Origin of the sequence: Octadecabacter sp. SW4, assembly GCF_008065155.1 — a bacterium.
Taxonomy (GTDB): Bacteria; Pseudomonadota; Alphaproteobacteria; order Rhodobacterales; family Rhodobacteraceae; genus SW4.
The window spans coordinates 1,755,469-1,773,516 of sequence record NZ_CP042819.1; the positions used below are offsets into that span (position 1 = coordinate 1,755,469).

The following is an 18,048-nucleotide window of genomic DNA, read 5'->3' on the forward strand; positions in this document are numbered from 1 at the left end:
TGACATTAAACTAATTCGCAAAGGCCTGCCAGTGACCTTAGGGCATGGCAGCTATTTCCTGCGTGCAACCCCTTTGGCCGGGGGCGCATCGGCGCGGCACACGGTGTTGCGCCCCGCCTCCTTGGCGCGGTAAAGCGCCTCATCAGCGCGTTTGAGCAGGGCTTGCGGGGTCATGCCGCTGGTCGGAAAAGCCGAGACACCCGCCGAAATCGTGACGCGTGGCAGCGGGCCATCGTGATAGCGCACCTGCGTCGCCGCAATCGTTTCACGCAGCATTTCGGCGAGTTCGACAGCGCGCGCCAGATCAGCCTTTGGGACCAGCACGGCAAACTCCTCACCACCGATGCGGCAGCAAACCTCGCCATCACTCATCACATCGCGCAGCTTTTCACCAATGGCGCGCAGCACCATATCGCCCGCATCATGGCCGTGATTGTCGTTGAAATTCTTGAACTTGTCGGCATCAAACGACACCAGCCCGAAACTACGTTTCTTGCGATCACAGATCGAAATCTCGCGCCGCATCGCATCCATGAAATAGCGCCGGTTATAGAGCCCCGTCAGCGGGTCGCGGATGGATTGGTCATGCAATTCGTCGCGCAGCTTGACGTTGGCAATCGCCATCGAAATATGTTCGCCGCAACGCACCGCAAAGGCACCGCTGTCGCGCACATGCCCCCCCTGCCCGGGCGCGCGGTCAAATCGGATGTGCAGCAATCCGACGGTGTCGCCGTGGGCGACGATCGGCACGCAGATATAGGTGTCCACCATGGGCGCATCATCGGATTTGGCGTGATCGCAGGGAAAACACATGCCCTGCGCGTCATATTCATAGGCGCGGCCACGGCGCAGCGCCCAGCAACTGTCAGGCGCGATATGGTCATGCAACTGGTCCGCAGGCCAGGCGCACATTCCGTCAAGCACATCGCGGCTATTGGAGTAGACATAAAGTTCGCCGGCACTGCCGGGGATCAGTTTATCCATGAATTTGGTGACGATCATGAACAATTCGTCCAGGGATTTGCACGATTGCAACCACTCATCAAGATTGCCGAGCATCTTGGCTTCTTCCTGGCGCGCGCGTTCGGTAGCCAACACATCCTTGGCGCGGCTTTCGGCCATTTCCGCCGTGATCTTGGCATTGGCAAGGTCGCGCGCGACGCGCCGCGCCTCGGACACATCGGTGAATGTCACCACATAGCCGCCGCCGCGCGCGGGCCGCGCGCTGGACAAAACCACCCGCCCCGAGGGAAGCACCAGATCGAAGGAATAGGGTTGATGCGCCTTGATCCGCGCGTCTGATTTCTCGCGATCCTCGTTCGATATTTGCCCGTGCGACAGGGCCTTGTCGCGAAATTCGTCCCGTTCGGTGCCAATACTCAGGTCATCGCCGTCAATTTCAAGGACATCGAAAATGCGGGTGTTATGCAATTCGCATATCCCGTCTTGCGACCAGACGAGGATCCCCTGTTCCATGATATTCATGATTTCGGTGGCCAGGTCGGCATGCCCGTCGTCTGTCAGGTCAAGCCCGGCTTGCCAGGACGGAACCGGCGCATCCCTGTCGATACTGTCGTGTTTCACCTGCGCACCTATTCCTCAAACATGGGCGTTTGTCGCGCGAAAACCTTGCTGCAAGATTAATCGCGCCACCGGCGACAGCGACAAAAATATCAAATTTTAAACTCAGGCAGCGGCAGAGCTATCCACTGCACGCAGGGCGGCCGCATAGCCCCCTTCGGCCATCCACGCGGTTTCCGCTTCGGTGCTGGGCCGCCCAAGTGCCGCATTGCGGAACGGAAAGCGCCCGAACAGGCGGATCACTTCGCGGTGGGCGCGGGCGTGGCGCAGGTTTTCGGCCCCCGCATTGCTCATCCGGCTGCAAATCAGGCGCACGGCCCGGTCCTGATCAATCAGATTTTCGGAATGCACCAGCGGCATGTAAAAGAAATGCCGCGCGGGTTCACCGATTTTCAGATCCCAGTCGCGGTTGATCGCGATCTTTGATGCGGCGCGCGCGGATTTGTCGGAACTGAATGCCTCTCCGGCGTCGCGGAACATGTTGCGCGGGAACTGATCGGTCAGGATGATATAGGCCAGCGTGCCCGCCGGATAGGTCAACCACAAGCCGCAGGCACCATCCTTGGCCTCTTGCCATGTGGGCAGGAACTTGTCGCGGATTTCGCTGTCAAGCTCGGCGCCGCCACCATACCAGCCCTTGGGGCCAACTTCGTCAAACCAGTATGTCAGGATGTTCTCAGGTGTGACCACGGAACCTCCTCCCCTCTATGTGCGACCGTAACAGATGAAAGCGTTGCAGTTTCATGGCGTTGTGGCAACCCTCTCGGCTTGTTGTGCCTCACTCTCCTGTTGCTCATCGGCGTCAATGTAGATTTCCTGCGCCACCTCGGCGAGCACCGGAGAGGACGTCGGTGAGACAGGCGTATAGGGCACCATGTCCTCGACGGGGGTGGCCGTGGGGCGACGGGTCATCCGGTAAAGACCATAAATCGCGACCGCCCCCATCAACGCGGTGATCAGCAACCAGAAGGCATGCGGGCCGATCACGCCCATGCCCCAGCCGATCACCAGCGGGCCGGCAATGGCCCCGACCCCGTTGATAAACAGGAAACCGGCCGAAGCGGCGGCCATATCCTCGTGTTCAAGATAGTCGTTGGCATAGGCGATCAGCAGGGAATAAAGCGGGTTCGAGGTGCCCCCGACAAAGCCCGCCCCGATCATCAGCATCGTAAACGACCCCGCGCCGAACAGCGTTGCCAGCACGGCGCCAAAGGCCCCAGCCGCGCCCATCGCGATGATCAGCACACGGCGGTCCATCCGGTCCGACAGCCAGCCGATCGGATATTGCGACACCAGCGCACTGACATAGATCACCGACACGAGGATCGAAATCCGCGCCACGCTCAGCCCGATTTCAGTGCCATAGACGGCCACCATCCCGAACTGCGCCGAATAGACACCGCCCAGCAGGAACATCCCCACCGACGCCAGCGGTGAGGCCTTGATCAGGTCGCGCAACCGCATCGGCTTGGTGCTGTCAAAGGCCGGTGTCGGCACCACCGACAACAGAATCGGCGCAAAGGCCAGCGACACAAGGACCGACGGGATGATGAACAGCGTATAGCCCGACACATCACCTTGGGAAATGATCGCCTGCGCAGCGACGATCCCGCCCATCTGCACGATCATGTAGACCGACAGCGCCTGCCCGCGGGTTTCGTTGGTGGCGGCATTATTCAGCCAGCTTTCCGCCGTCACGTAAACGCCGGAAAAACAGAACCCGATCACGACGCGCCCAAGGGTCCAGGCCCAGACTTCGGGCAGGACAGGATAAAGAATCAGCACCGCCGAAATCATCGACCCAAGCGCGGCAAAGACCCGCACATGGCCAACCCGCCGGATCATTTCGGGCGCAAGCCGCGACCCCCCAGAAAGCCGACAAAATAGGCGGACATGACAAAGGACATCTGAAAGGCGCTGAAATCTTCGGCGGCGCCGCGCAGGCCCAGCAAGGTGCCCTGCAAGCCGTTGCCCACCATCAGCATGAACATGCCCAGAAACAATGCCCAGGACGCGCCAAGAACTTTGATCATTTCGTCCCCTTTCGGGCGTCATTTACCCGAGGTTAACCACCGTTCCCACTGTCCTGTCCGATATCCGCGACATGCCAGCAACCATCAGCGCCCCTTAGGCCCGTTCGCTCTGCCATGTCCACGTTAAATTGCGGTAAATCGGATCACGCTTTCGGCAAAAGAAGCGACGCATCCCCATAGGAAAAAAACCGATACTTTTGCGCAATGGCATGGGCATAAATGTCACGCACCCGCGCAGGGCCCATCAGCGCCGAAACCAGCATCATCAGCGTCGATTTGGGCAGGTGGAAATTGGTCATCAACCCGTCGGCAACCCGGAATATGAAACCCGGCGTGATGAAGATATCCGTTGGCCCCTCCCACGGGGCAACACCACCGTCCGTGGCCGCACTTTCGATCAATCGCAGGGCCGTGGTGCCCACCGGAATGACCCGCCCGCCAGCGGCTCGGGTCGCGTTGATTTCACCTGCGGCCTGCGCGCTGACATGGCCCCATTCGGCATGCATCTTGTGATCGGCGATATCATCGACCTTGACCGGCAAAAAGGTGCCCGCCCCCACATGCAGGGTCACATAGGTGAACTGCACGCCCTTGGCCGCCAGCGCATCCAGCATCGCGCGATCCAGATGCAATGACGCGGTGGGGGCTGCGACCGCGCCCTTGTGGCGCGCCCAGACGGTTTGATAGTCACGTTTGTCGGCCTCGTCCGCCGCGCGCCTGGCAGCGATATAGGGCGGCAGGGGCATCGCGCCCGCTTTGGCCAGGGCGGCGTCAAAATCATCACCCGTCAGGTTGAATCGCAAAACGCCCTGCCCGTCAACGACCGCCGCAAGACTGGCCGACAAATCAGGCGAAAACACCACCGTTTCAGCGATTTTCAGCTTGCGCAGCGGCTTGATCAGCGCGGCCCAACAGCCATCCGCGCGCGGCTCCAGCAGGGTGACTTCGATGCGCGCCTGCACGACCCCTTGGGCCGACTCGCGCCTGCGTTCACCGGTCAATCGCGCCGGAATGACCTTGGTATCGTTCAGCACCAACCGATCCCCCGCATGCAGGACATCAACCAGATCGCGCACGTGCAGATCGCGCGTGTCATCACCCTGCGCCAGCAATAGGCGCGCATCACCGCGCGGCGTCACAGGACGTGTCGCGATCAGGTCATCAGGCAGATCGAAATCAAAGTCACTCAGCTGCACGCCGCTCTCCCGTTTTAGGCCGCTATTGCCCGACCTGCGGCGGCGGGCGGCGGAAAATCTCGCGAAACATCCCCGGTGTCAGCGCACTGAGCGGATTGACCGCAACACGGGCACTATCGACAGGGCCGCGCAGGGTAAAGTTAAAGCCGATGAACCCCTCGCCCGGGCGGGTCAAAAAGCTGCCGATCCCGTTGAGCAGATAAATCGGCGACACCACACCCTGAAAATCCATGTTGCGATCCGCGATGCGATAAACCCCGTCCAGCGACAGCCCAAGACCGGGACCAACGGCGCTGGATTGCGTGATGATGATCCGGTCGGGGGTGATGCGAAACTGGGCGTCCACATTGCTAAAGGACAGCCCTTGCCCGTCCAGCTGCTGCAACAAGCCCACGACACTGATCGCATTCAGCAATCCGGCAAGGGCGGGGGCGTCGCGCACGCGCAGGTTTGTCGCCGCAAGGGTGCCGTCATAGCTGCCCTCGGCCCCGGCGGGCAGCAAGGTCAGGTCCATCTCGCCCCCCTGGGCGTTGCGCAACAGTCCGGCCGCGCGAAACACGCCGCCTGCGTCATTGCTGACGATGCGCACGGCTGACCGCCCGCGGCTGGGAACGACCGTGCCCTGCACCGCTGCGCCGCCGTTCACCCGTGCCGAAAAGCCGCCGGAAAACCCGCCTGCGCTGTCAAATTCACCGCGAAAATCCGTCAGGGCAATGCCTTCGGAAATCTGCAAGGTATTGAGCGCAATCTCCATCGGGCCTCCCTGCCCGGCGCTGTCGCCAAAATCGGCGCTGCGCAAATCCAGCAGACCGCCCGCAACCACTACCTGCGCGGGCCGCCCCGCACCACGCCCGCGCAAGATCACCGGCGCATCAAGCCAGTCGCCCAACTGCACCCGCGAAAAACGTGCCGCCTCAAGCCCGCCCGTTGCGCTGATACCGATCGCGCCCTGCGCCCGCAGCCCGCCCGCGTCGATTGTCAGTGCCGAAATATCCGGCACCGGACCCAGCGTGCCGTCAACATGCAGATCGCCGCCGCTCTCGGCCGCCTTGCGCCAGCCAAGGGCGGGCAGTTGCAAGCCAAGCCCCGCCAACCCGGACGACAGCGTGAAAACAGGCGGGCTGTCGCGCTGCAAATTGATGGTCACATCTGCCGTGGTGGCCCCGCTCAGCGTCCCGCTTGGCAAACCGATGTTGAATTCATCGGCAAAGCGCTGCGAAAGCTCGACCTCGCCAGAAATCGTCGAGCGGCCGCCGTTGCCCGGGCCAAAGGCCTGTTGCCATTGCACCGTAGCGGGCACCGTGCCAACGCGCACCGGCCCGCTGATCGTCATACCTGCGTTGTCGGCACGCAGCGCCAGTTCGGAGGCGGCCAATCGGCGGTCGGGGACCAACACGCTGCTTTGCACGTCGCGCAGGGTGGCAGTGGCGCGATAGATAATCTCGTCGCGCGGAACACGGCGACGCAGAGGCAGGTTGATCTGCGCGGCAATCTGCGCACGCCCGTCGGCAAGCGTCGTTGCCAATCCGGCCTTGCTGATAAACCCGAACGGGTCGTGATCAAGGATCGCAAGGGCTGCGGTGACGGTGCTGGCAATCTGCAAATCCACCTGCGCAGGTGGTGCGGGGGTGCGCAGATCGGGAATGATGAAGGTCGATCCGTCAAGCACCATGCGCCCGCCTTCGGGCGGGGTGACGATCCCGCGATCCAGCGCCACGCTCAGGGCCGTGCCGTCAAAGCTCAGCAATCCCTGCCCGCCCGTGATCGGCGGCAGTGCCTTGACGTATCGCAGGTTCAGCGCGTCAAATTCCGTTGTCATGCTGATCACGGCGGGCCGGGAGGGGCGCAACCGCACCGCCGCCCTCAGATCGGAAAACGCGGCCCCCAGCAGGTTTTCCGCGAACCATCTGCGGGTGCGCGGTATCAGCTGCGCAGGCCAGACCGCCATCAGCCGGTCGCGCGACAGGCTGTCCATCGCCCCGTCCAGCGACACCTGCCAGCCGTCCGGCGCGGCCAGAACCTCGCCGCGCAGGGTGGCGCGCTGCTGGTCGTTTTGCAAAACCGCCTGCCCAAGGGTCAGCGTGAAAGGATCAAGCCGCAGGCGGAAATCGGCGATCGCCGTGCCCACATCCACCGCAGTCGTGTAGACCCCGCCGGGGTTGACCTGCATTTCGCCCAGATTGAGCTGCGCAAGAATTGCGGCGGGCCAGCCCTCGCTGAATTCGCGTAGATAGGCCTTGCCGCTGCCCTGAAAACTGCCCCAGCCCGATTGCACATCAATATAGGAAAAATTGACTTCGGCCGCGACCGGATCATAGGTCAGATAGGTGCGCGCCTGTTCAAAGTGGATCGGACGGGTGGCGTTGGTGGGGCGCAGATCGCCCTGCCCGATTTCCAGCAATGCATTCAGCGGACCAAGCGCGCCGTCATCATCAATGCTGGCGCGCAGGGTCGCCGAAATGGGCGCCTCGATCACCGACAGCCAGCTCAGGGCGGGCGATTGGGTCGCCAGATCCGCCGCCGCCGCATCAGTGATCCTGAGGCTGACATCAGCCGCACGCGAACGGCGCGGACTTGTGTAGCTCAGCGTCATCACCGTCACATAGGACCGGCCAGACAGCAGCGCGACCTCGCCGCGCAGGGCCGTCCGATCATTGCGCAGATCAAGATCAAGCTGGCCCCCGTCCACAGTCCAGCTGCGTCCGGCGCGGGCATCGTCGAAATTCACGATCAAACCGTCTGCCTGCACCCGTTCCAGCGCAGCCAGTTCACTGCGGTCAAACACCTGATCGGCTTCATCAAGAAGTGCGGTCAGGCTTGCCGCCTCGGTCACCGTCGCCACCGAGCCGCCAAAGGCCACGGCTACGCGGCCATCGCGCCCGCGCCGCAGGTTGATCTGCGCGCCTTGCAAACGCACCTCTTGCGCCAGCACTTCACCATGCATCAACCCGCGCGGCGAAAGCAGGCCCTCGACCTCGGGAAAGCGGGCGATGGGGGTGCCTTCGCGGTCGCGCAGCACCGCGTTGGTCAAGCGGATACGCGGATGCAAATCGGTGCCGATTGTAAAGAAAATCCTGCCAAACCGGAGGTTTGCACCATCCAGCACCTCGGCCACGCGGGCTTCGACGCGGGTCTTGATCCAGGTGGGGGCGGTGATTTCGCGCCCCAGCATCATCACCACGCCGATCACGCCAAACAACACCGGCAGGCCTGCCAACAGCAGCACCGTGCGCGCGATGTGGCGCTTTTTGATCCGCCGTTTGCGCGGCGGTTCGGCTGGCGTTTTCGGATCAGTCATGAAAACAATGCTTTGCGGCCCTTGGCGACAGTTATGCCTTTATATTCGCGTGTTGCGACCTAAAACAAAACACGAAACAACAACCCTGCGCAAAGGAGTGCTGAAATGTCCAATCCCACCCCCGAAATCGACGATCCCGCCCCCGCCATCAGCCTGCCCCGCGATGGTGGCGACACGGTCTCGCTGGCCGATTACGCGGGCCAGACGATCGTGCTCTATTTCTATCCGCGCGACGACACGCCGGGCTGCACGAAAGAGGCCATCGGCTTTACCGAACAGGCCGCTGAATTTGCCGCCGCGGGGGCGGTGGTGCTGGGTGTTTCCAAGGACAGCGTCAAAAAGCACGACAAATTCCGCGATAAACACAACCTCGGCGTGGTTCTGCTGTCGGATGAAAATTCTGATACCTGCGAGCGCTATGGCGTCTGGGTCGAAAAGAGCATGTATGGCAAGACCTACATGGGGATCGAGCGCGCGACCTTTCTGATCGACGGCGCAGGCAAGATCACGCAGATCTGGCGCAAGGTCAAAGTGCCCGGCCACGTGGACGCGGTGCTGGCGGCGGCGCGCGCGCTTTAGCTTGCGCACGGCGCGGGATTTGTCGACACAGGAACGGGGGCCAGCATGACAGACCACAACGACCTAGATCCAGCGACCATCAGCGCCCAGGGCGGCGGCACCATCGTGCCCGATATCGGCATGGCCACCACCTATGCGCGCGGTGCAGATTATGCCCTGCTTGATCCCGCCAATATGTATGCGCGCGATCACAGCGACATCACCCGCCAGTGCGAGCGCGTGTTGGCACGGCTGGAACAGGCTGACGCAGCGCTGCTGTTTCCGTCGGGCATGGCGGCGATTGCAGCCGTGTTTCGCACCCTGCCTGCGGGGTCCAGCATCGTGGTCCAATCGGGAATCTACTGGGGGACGACCGCGTGGCTGCGCGATTTCTGTGCGCGGCGCGCGATGCATCTACACGAGGTCGATACCGCCGATCCGGCCCAGCTTGAAACATCAATTGCGACATACAAGCCACAGATAACATTCATTGAAACGCCATCGAACCCCTGGTTAAAATCCACCGACATCGCGCGGGCGGCGATGCTTGCCCATGATGCAGGCGGGTTGCTGGCGGTGGATTCGACCGCCGCCACGCCGGTGTTGTCCCAGCCCCTGACGCTGGGGGCGGATATCGTCATGCATTCGGCCACCAAGGCAATCAACGGCCATTCCGATGTGCTGGCCGGAGTGCTGGCCACCAACGCGCCCGATGCCCCGATCTGGCAGGCGATCGCCACGGATCGCCACGACGCAGGCGCGGTGATCAACCCCTTTGCCGCATGGCTGTTATTGCGCGGGATGCGCACCCTGCCCCTGCGCGTCCACCGGATGAGCCAAAGCGCGTTGACCATCGCCAGCCATGTCGCCGATCACCCGAAAATCGACGCCGTTTATTACCCCGGCCTGCCCGATCACGCAGGTCACGCCATTGCCGCGCGCCAGATGCAGGGTGGATTTGGCGGGCTGATGTCGGTCCTTGTCACAGGGGACGGGGCCGACGCCCTGCGCGTCGCGGGCCGCTTGCAGCTGTTCGCCCGCGCCACGTCCTTGGGTGGCGTCGAAAGCCTTGTGGAGCACCGCTTTACCATTGAACCGCACACCGGAATCCCGCCCAACCTTCTGCGCCTGTCGATCGGGATCGAGGATGCGGGCGACCTGATCGCGGATCTGGAGCAGGCGCTTGACTGATCTGCCGCTTGCGCAAATGGCGGACGCGGTGTTGCGCACCGCTGACGGGCGCGCGAAAACCGCCCTGTCGCGCAAATTCGCAGCCCAGTGGCAGACCGCGCGCGCCAATGGCGACAAACCCGAGATCGGCAGCGCTAGCCCACCGATGCAACCGGCGCGCCCCGACCAGCCCGCCCTGCTGGACCCGCGCGCTGTGCCGCGCCGCAAGCCCGGCACAGCCGACGGGCGCATCGCCATCCTTCATGCGGTGGCGCATATCGAACTGAACGCCGTGGACCTGCACTGGGACATTATCGCGCGCTTTACCGATACGCCGATGCCGATCGGGTTTTATGATGACTGGGTGAAATCGGCTGACGAAGAATCCAAACACTTCAACCTGATGTGCGACTGCCTCGAGGCTCAGGGCAGCCACTATGGCGCCCTTGCCGCCCATGCCGGGATGTGGCGCGCCGCGGAAGATACCGCCGGTGATCTGATGGGGCGGCTGGCGGTGGTGCCGATGGTCCTCGAGGCGCGCGGGCTGGATGTCACGCCCGGCATGATCAGGATTTTTCAGCAGGCCAAGGACCAGCAGGCGATTGATGCGCTGAACGTGATCTATGCCGAAGAAGTGCACCACGTGGCCTATGGGTCCAAATGGTTCCATTTTCTGTGCGGGCGTCACGATCTGGACCCGACCGGCGTATTCCATGACCTTGTGCGCCGCTATTTTCATGGCAACCTCAAGCCGCCCTTCAACGAGGAAAAGCGCGCCGAGGCCGGTATTCCTCCCGATTTCTATTGGCCTTTGGCCGACGAAACCGGACCACGGCGCTAGACCTTGGGCGCGATCCCCGCACTTGTCCGTGGGTCAGTCGGCGCATTTTCGCCCATAGCAGCCGATATCCCTCTGGATTTGAACATTATTGCGCAAAATTCTTGCAGCAGACTCCCCGCCCCGTTAACACCGACGGGCATACTGTGGGCTGGGGGGCAGGCGTATGCTTTGGGACGGGAACAGAAGGGACAGATACGTGCGATCACGCCTTACTCAAAAGTTGCACCGGGCGCTTGAAAAGCGCTTTCCTGAAAAACGGCTCTTTTTGCGCTCTGACACGGAAACCCGGTTCATCCGGCTTCGGTCTGAAACGCAATTGCTGGCCTGGGCAGGTGGGGCCATCACCGTCGCCTGGACAATTATCGCCACTGCTATCTTGCTGATGGATTCGATCGGGGCAGGCAATTTCCGCGCCCAGGCCCTACGCGATCAAATGATCTATGAAGACCGCCTGAACGCCCTGTCTCTGGAACGCGACCTTCGCGCAGAAGAGGCCGTGGCCGCACAACAACGCTTCTCGCTCGCACTTGAACAAATCTCGACCATGCAGTCCGAACTGCTGACCTCCGAGGACAGCCGCCGCGAAATGGAAACCGGTATCGAAGTGGTGCAGGCCACCCTGCGCCGCACGATGCAGGAACGTGAAGCCGCCCGCGACGAGGCCGAAACCCTGACCGCCGCAATGGCCGGGGATGGCGCATCGGTCGCCGCGATGACCGGCGGCAGCGATGCCAATGGCGCGGTTGACATGCTGGCGGACGCGCTTGCGTCAACCGCCGCCGAACGGGATCAGATCGCGGCTGACGCGCAATTCGCCCTCGAAAGCGCCGCCGAGATGGAACTGGAACTGCGCCTTCTGGAAGAAAAGAATGACGCGATCTTCCGCCAACTCGAAGACGCGCTGACCGTATCCGTCGAGCCGCTTGACCAGATGTTCCGCGCTGCCGGACTGAACCCCGATGAACTGCTTGCGGCCGCGCGCCGTGGCTATTCGGGCACCGGTGGCCCGTTGATGCCCTTCCAGTTTTCCACCCGTGGCGGCGGCCCGGATCCTGACTCTGATCGGGCCAACGCAATTCTTGGCGGGCTTGACCGGATCAACCTTTACCGTATCGCCGCCGACCAGGCACCGTTTGATAGCCCAGTAAAAGACAACTATCGCTTGTCGTCGGTCTTTGGGCCGCGCTGGGGCCGGATGCATAACGGAGCAGATATGGCCGCCCCCACCGGCACGCCCATTTATGCCCCGGCTGATGGTGTCGTGACCTTCGCCGGCTGGTCGTCCGGCTTTGGTCGCCTGACGAAAATCCAGCACGAGTTCGGGATCGAGACACTTTATGCCCACCAAAACCAACTTCGCGTGCAAGTAGGCGATAGAGTCTCGCGCGGGGACTGGATTGGTGATATTGGCAGTTCTGGACGGTCAACTGGCCCACACGTACACTATGAAATCCGCGTAGGCGGACGCCCCGTAAACCCCATGATCTATATAAGAGCTGGACAAGATGTTTTCTAAGAGCAAAATCAACGAACCTGGCCCAAGCGCCGGTGACTCCAAAACCCCGTCAACGGATGCGGCCAAGCCAGGAACGCCAAGCAGCGCCCCCGCGACGGAATTCAAGCCATCCGCACCAAAGGCCAAGCCGCCCGCGTCGATCCTGTCAACGGATCTGCACATCAAGGGCAACTTGAAAACCAGCGGTGACATCAACATCGAAGGTCAGGTTGACGGCGACATTCGCGCGCATCTGCTGACCATCGGCGAAGGTGCAACCGTCAAGGGCGAATGCATCGCTGACGATGTGGTCGTCAATGGCCGGATCATCGGCACGGTGCGCGGGCTCAAGGTGCGTCTGACATCTTCGGCGCGGGTCGAGGGTGACATCATCCACAAGACCATCGCCATCGAATCGGGTGCCCACTTTGAAGGCTCGGTCCAGCGTCAGGACGACCCCCTGAACAAGACCGACAGCAAAGTCACCGCCAAGGCCACCGACAAGGCCTAGAATAGCGCATCATTTTTCCAAAGGGCGCCCGCGCAATCGCGGCGCCCTTTCGATTGTGATGACCCTAAGATGATGATCCAACTTGCCCCTCAGGTCTGGACAGCCCTTGGGCCGCATCTGTCGACGCTGGGCTTTCACTACCCCACGCGTATGGTGGTGATCCGGCTGGCGGACGGGGGGCTATTTGTCTGGTCACCCATTGCCCTGACACCCGATCTGCAAAGCGCCGTTGACGCCCTTGGTCCCGTGCAGCATCTGGTCGCGCCCAACACGCTGCACCACATGTCATTGGGCGACTGGCAGGCCGCCTATCCGCAGGCCCGCACCTATGGTGCCCCCGGTTTACCCGCCAAACGCAGCGATCTGGCGTTTGACACCACGCTTACCGACAGGCCCTGCCCCGACTGGGCCGGTCAGATTGATCAATGCGTGATCACTGGCAATGCAATCACGACCGAGGTTGTCTTTTTTCACCGCGCCAGCGCAACCGTCCTGTTCACCGACCTGATCCAGCATTTCCCGCGTGACTGGTTTCGTGGCTGGCGTGCGCTCATTGCCCGCCTTGATCTGATGACAGCGCCCGAACCCAGCGTGCCCCGCAAGTTCCGGCTGGCCTTTCGCAACCGCGCCGCGGCGCGGGACGCCCTCGCGACGATCACACACTGGCCCGCCGACCGGCTGGTGATGGCCCATGGCGCCCCCGTTATGGATGCACAGGGCGTGATCAGGCGCGCCTTTTCCTGGCTTTAAACCCGATCACACAGTGCGCGACGATAAAGGTGCCAAGTGGCATGGCCCAGCACCGGCAGCACGATCACGAGCCCCAGAAACATCGGCGCAAGGGCGATCAGTGACAGCACGGCGATGATCCCCGCCCAGATCCACATCACCAACAGGTTCTGGCGCACCGTGCGAAAGCTCAGGATCATGGCGCTGACGAAATCGACCTCTTTTTCCAGCACCAATGGCAGGCTGACCACCGTGAGGGAAAACAGCAGGAACGCCAGCACCGCCCCCACGCCCAGTTCCACGGCAATCATCGTCAGCCCGTTTGCTGTCAGAAACACTTCCCAGCTTTGCGAGACATTGGTCATGGTCGACAGACCCATGAACAGGGCGAAAATCATATGCGCCAAAAAAGTCCAGAACAGGAAATAGAACACGATGATCGCGCCGATCCAGGGCACCTGTCGGGTGCGTTCATTCCAGACCACGCCCAATATATCGCGCCAGTGCAGCGGTTGATCGGTTTCAAGGCGGCGGCTGACCTCGTAAAGACCGACCGCGGCAAAGGGTGCCGCCAGCGGAAACCCCAGTGATGTGGCCAATATCCAAGTCACATGGCCCGCGCCCAGCCAGAGCATGAAAAACCCGCCCAACACATACACCGCGCTAAAGAACAGCCCGAATTGCGGGGCGCGGCGAAAGTCGGTCATACCGGCCTTCAGCACCACCCAGAGTTCGACCAAGGTCACATGACCGATATCGGGCAGCGGCGATGCGGCGAGATGCGGGCTGGCGTCGGACATGATATTCCCCTTTTGGAATATTTCGCCAGCCACGCGGCCTCAAGTCAAGTGTTAGTCCTCGGCGGTGGCTTCGGCGCGGCTTTTGCCACTGACGTCCATCGCCAGGGTCGCAGCCATGAAGCCATCCAGATCACCATCCAGAACGCCCTGCGTATCGCTGGTTTCAAAGCGGGTGCGCAGGTCTTTGACCATCTGGTAGGGCTGCAACACATATGACCGGATCTGGTTGCCCCAGCCCGCATCACCGGCGTTCTCATGGGCTTCGTTGACAAGGGCTGACCGTTTATCAAGCTCCATCTGATAGAGCCGCGATTTCAGCGCCTTCATGGCGATGTCACGGTTCTGGTGTTGCGACTTTTCCGAACTGGTCACGACGATCCCCGTGGGCGCGTGGGTGATGCGCACCGCCGAATCCGTGGTGTTGACGTGCTGCCCACCTGCGCCGCTGGAGCGGTAGGTATCGATGCGGATATCGGCGGGGTTCACCTCGATTTCGATGTTGTCATCGACCACCGGATAAACCTTGACGGATGTGAACGACGTGTGGCGTTTGGCGGCGCTGTCAAACGGGCTGATCCGTACCAGACGATGCACACCGCTTTCCGATTTCAGCCAGCCATAGGCGTTGGGGCCGCTGATCTTGTAGGAAGCCGATTTGATACCGGCTTCATCCCCGGGGCTTTCCGATTGCAGTTCGACCTTGTAGCCCTTCTTTTCGGCCCAGCGGACATACATCCGCGCCAGCATATTGGCCCAGTCGCAGCTTTCCGTCCCGCCCGCACCGGCGTTGATCTCAAGGAAGGTGTCGTTGCCATCCGCCTCGCCGTCCAGCAGCGCTTCCAGCTCCTTGGTGGCGGCGGTCTTGGCCAGCTTGGCCAGGGCTTCTTCGGCCTCAGTGACGACTTCGGCGTCATCTTCCATTTCGCCCAATTCGATCATATCGACCTGTTCGGTCTTTTCCTGCGCGATTTCCTCGTAGGTGGCGATGGCATCGACCAGCATCTGGCGGTCACGCATCAGCTTTTGCGCCGCGGCGGGATCGTCCCACAGGGTCGGGTCTTCGACGCGGGCATTGAATTCTTCCAACCGGTGTTTGGCCGTGTCCCAATCCATCCGCTGTTTCAGCAGATCAAGGGATTTGTCGATGGCGGCAACGATATTTTGCGTCTCGGCGCGCATGGTCGGTCTTTCCGGTATCCAGAGGTTTGCACGGTGATAGCCCGCCCGCGTGGGACGGGCAAGCAGCCTAGTAGAGACCGCCCGACGACAGCGTGCCAAAGGTCGCTTGCGGGCCGACAGTGGCCGTGTCACCGGTTGATGTCGTCACCTCGCGCGCGTTGCGGACCTCGTCAAACAGGGGCAAATCGCCCGCCATCGCGAAACCACCGTCAAAGGCGATGCCAAACACCGGATCTTCGCCAATGCGGAAACATTCCGCGACGACATTGTCGCCGCTTGCGCCGTCCGGCAGGCGCGCGCCGCTAAAGCGGTCGATGTTGATGAACTGACATTCGGCAGGCACGTCAAAATTCCCGCCCCCAAACTTTGGAATTGCCTGCGTCATGAAGCTGTTGAACACGGGGCCGCACATACCACCGCCCGATGCCGCACCCATGCTGCGCGGCGTGTCATAGCCGATGTAACAGCCCGCGACGATGTTGGACGAAAACCCGACGAACCAGACGTCCTTGCCATCGTTCGTGGTGCCTGTCTTGCCGGCAATCGGCACGGGCAGGTTCACCGAACTGCGCGCGGTGCCACGTTCGACAACGCCGCGCATCATGCTGGTCAACTGGTAGGCGGTGACGGCGTTCATCACCCTTTCGCGGTCTGACACAATCGCAGGCGCACGGCCCGCTTCCAACAGGACCGAGTCACAATCGTCGCAGATCCGTTGATCATGCCGATAGACGGTTGCGCCGTAACGGTCCTGCACACGGTCAACCAGCGTGGGTTCGACCCGCTCGCCGCCATTGGCAAACATCGCGTAGGCCGCGACCATGCGGAACAGCGTGGTTTCTTCAGAACCAAGCGCCGCTGCCAGAAAGGGGTTCATATCGTCATAAACGCCAAAGCGTTCAGCGTAATTGGCGATCACGTCCATCCCGACCTCCTGGGCCAGACGCACAGTCATGACGTTGCGCGACTGTTCAATCCCCGTGCGCAGTGGCGTCGGGCCGTAAAAGCGGTCGGAATAGTTCATCGGACGCCAGATTTCGCCGCCTGCGCGCACCTCGATCGGGGCATCCACGACGATGGTCGCAGGTGTGTATCCGCTATCCAACGCGGCGGCGTAAACGAAAGGTTTGAATGACGAACCGGGCTGACGGTAGGCCTGTGTGGCACGGTTCAACTGCGAATACTGGAACGAAAAGCCGCCCTGCATGGCAATCACCCGGCCCGTGTTCACGTCCATCGCCATGAACGCGCCCTGCACTTCGGGCACCTGACGCAGGGTCCAGCGGATGAAACTGCCGTCGCTATCGGCCGTCATCTTGCGCACATGCACCACGTCACCCAGGGTGAAATTATCGGCAAAACCGCCGCGCATCCATTCGATGTCCCGGCGCGGCACAACCGGATCGGGCTCATCCTCGCCGATCCCTTCGATGCCAAGGCGCAACTGTTCCTCACCCACTTCAAGCACGACAGCGGGATACCACTGGTTTTCCAGCGTGATGTCGCGGGCAATGCGGATGTCGTCCAGGGCCGCGCGCCAGCTTTCTTCGGAGGCAAGATCTTCGGCGGGAATAGTGAGGCCGGTGCCACGCCAGCGCCCGCGTTCGCGATCAAACTGTTCCAGCGCGCGGCGCAGGGCCTCGCTAGCAGCGGCCTGCATTTCTGCATCCACAGTCGCGCGGATCGAATAGCCTGCCGTCGTGAAATAATTGGAATCAACGCCCAGTTCCTCGACGATCTGGCGGCGCACCTGATCGCTGAAGTAATCGCGTGGCGGGACGGTGCTGCGGAAACTGGGGAAATCACCGCCCTGCACGGTGCGCAGCGGATCAGCCAAAGCCTCGGCCAGTTCGTCATCAGTGATAAAGCCGTTCTGGAACATTTCATTGAGGATGAAGGCGCGCCGTTCCAGCGCCGCTTCGCGTTGGCGCACAGGGTGATAGCTGTAGGGCGCCTTGGGGTGCACGGCCAGAAAAGCGGCTTCGGCGATGGTCAGCTCTGACAGCGGTTTGTTAAAGTAACTTTGCGCGGCGGCCGTCACGCCATAGCTGCGCACGCCCAGATCAATCTCGTTGAGATAAAGTTCAAGAATACGTTCCTTGGGCATGGATTGCTCGATCCGGGCGGCCAGAATGATTTCCTGAATTTTGCGTTCAGCAGTGCGCGAGCCGTCCAGCAGAAAATTCTTCATCACCTGCTGCGTGATCGTCGAGGCCCCGCGCAATTCGCGCCCGCCCGATATCACCGCCTCATAAAGCGCGCTCGCGATGCCGCGCACATCATAGCCCGCGTGCTCATAGAAATTCTTGTCCTCGGCGGAGATGAACGCCTGTTTGACGATGTCGGGAATTTCCTCGGCAGGGCTGAACAGGCGGCGCTCGGTGGCGAATTCGTCGATGATCGCGCCTTCGCTGGAATAGATCCGGCTGATGGTCTTGGGGGTGTAATTGGCCAGCACCTCGTAGGTGGGCAAGTCTCGGCCATACATATAGAAAATCGCGCCAAGGGTCAGGGCGCCCATAGCCAAGCCAAGGGTGAGCATCGAAAAGATGCCGCCCAGAAAAGACAAGATAAAGCGTAGCACTGCGCGCGCCCCCGGTAGTTTCACCCGCTTATATGGGCAAGTGACCGGATCGTCAAAAGCACAAAGCGCCAGA

At 61.7% G+C, this 18,048-nt stretch carries 13 protein-coding genes and 1 pseudogene; 6 read left to right on the top strand and 8 right to left on the bottom strand.

The genetic code is table 11. The features are described from left to right. Positions 1-51: 51 nt before the first annotated feature. The 5 genes and pseudogenes from FTO60_RS08660 to FTO60_RS08680 all read right to left on the bottom strand — a co-directional run bounded on the left by FTO60_RS08660 (position 52) and on the right by FTO60_RS08680 (position 8,108). Positions 52-1,584 (bottom strand): diguanylate cyclase, encoded by a 1,533-nt coding sequence (locus tag FTO60_RS08660; protein ID WP_254696762.1) that lies wholly within the window; start codon positions 1,582-1,584, stop codon positions 52-54. 102 nt (positions 1,585-1,686) lie between these two features. Next, the gene (locus FTO60_RS08665; protein ID WP_148055587.1) at positions 1,687-2,271 is read right to left on the bottom strand and encodes a DUF924 family protein; all 585 of its coding nucleotides are present in this window, start codon (positions 2,269-2,271) and stop codon (positions 1,687-1,689) included. A gap of 51 nt (positions 2,272-2,322) precedes the next feature. Continuing rightward, a pseudogene (locus FTO60_RS08670) lies at positions 2,323-3,614 on the bottom strand (MFS transporter). A gap of 143 nt (positions 3,615-3,757) precedes the next feature. Beyond that, on the bottom strand, positions 3,758-4,810 hold the full coding sequence (gene queA, locus FTO60_RS08675; protein ID WP_148055588.1) for a tRNA preQ1(34) S-adenosylmethionine ribosyltransferase-isomerase QueA: 1,053 nt from the start codon (positions 4,808-4,810) through the stop codon (positions 3,758-3,760). Positions 4,811-4,832: 22 nt separating this feature from the next. Continuing rightward, positions 4,833-8,108, bottom strand: coding sequence for a DUF3971 domain-containing protein (locus FTO60_RS08680; protein WP_148055589.1), 3,276 nt, complete (start codon positions 8,106-8,108; stop codon positions 4,833-4,835). A 105-nt stretch (positions 8,109-8,213) separates the two neighbouring features. Between FTO60_RS08680 and bcp the strand changes: the two genes are divergently transcribed. From bcp to FTO60_RS08710, 6 genes are all read left to right on the top strand, one after another. Then, positions 8,214-8,687 (top strand): thioredoxin-dependent thiol peroxidase, encoded by a 474-nt coding sequence (bcp, locus tag FTO60_RS08685; protein WP_148055590.1) that lies wholly within the window; start codon positions 8,214-8,216, stop codon positions 8,685-8,687. Between the two features lie 45 nt (positions 8,688-8,732). Then, positions 8,733-9,857, top strand: coding sequence for a PLP-dependent aspartate aminotransferase family protein (locus FTO60_RS08690; RefSeq protein WP_148055591.1), 1,125 nt, complete (start codon positions 8,733-8,735; stop codon positions 9,855-9,857). Between the two features lie 16 nt (positions 9,858-9,873). Beyond that, positions 9,874-10,677, top strand: coding sequence for a ferritin-like domain-containing protein (locus FTO60_RS08695; RefSeq protein WP_148057103.1), 804 nt, complete (start codon positions 9,874-9,876; stop codon positions 10,675-10,677). Between the two features lie 196 nt (positions 10,678-10,873). Next, entirely contained in the window at positions 10,874-12,193 is a 1,320-nt protein-coding gene (locus tag FTO60_RS08700; protein ID WP_254696763.1) for a M23 family metallopeptidase, read from the top strand. Continuing rightward, positions 12,183-12,683, top strand: coding sequence for a polymer-forming cytoskeletal protein (locus tag FTO60_RS08705; RefSeq protein WP_148055593.1), 501 nt, complete (start codon positions 12,183-12,185; stop codon positions 12,681-12,683). Before FTO60_RS08700 ends, FTO60_RS08705 begins: the two co-directional genes overlap by 11 nt. Before the next feature lie 69 nt (positions 12,684-12,752). Next, entirely contained in the window at positions 12,753-13,433 is a 681-nt protein-coding gene (locus tag FTO60_RS08710; RefSeq protein WP_148055594.1) for a DUF4336 domain-containing protein, read from the top strand. Here the strand turns inward: FTO60_RS08710 and FTO60_RS08715 are convergent. From FTO60_RS08715 to FTO60_RS08725, 3 genes are all read right to left on the bottom strand, one after another. Then, a complete protein-coding gene (locus FTO60_RS08715) occupies positions 13,430-14,212 on the bottom strand; it encodes a DUF2189 domain-containing protein (RefSeq protein ID WP_148055595.1) in 783 nt (260 codons plus the stop codon). The genes FTO60_RS08710 and FTO60_RS08715 overlap by 4 nt on opposite strands. A 51-nt stretch (positions 14,213-14,263) precedes the next feature. Continuing rightward, positions 14,264-15,391, bottom strand: a complete 1,128-nt coding sequence (gene prfB / locus FTO60_RS08720) for a peptide chain release factor 2 (RefSeq protein ID WP_148055596.1) — start codon at positions 15,389-15,391, stop codon at positions 14,264-14,266. 67 nt (positions 15,392-15,458) lie between these two features. Next, entirely contained in the window at positions 15,459-17,975 is a 2,517-nt protein-coding gene (locus FTO60_RS08725; protein ID WP_368074266.1) for a penicillin-binding protein 1A, read from the bottom strand. Positions 17,976-18,048: the final 73 nt, after the last annotated feature.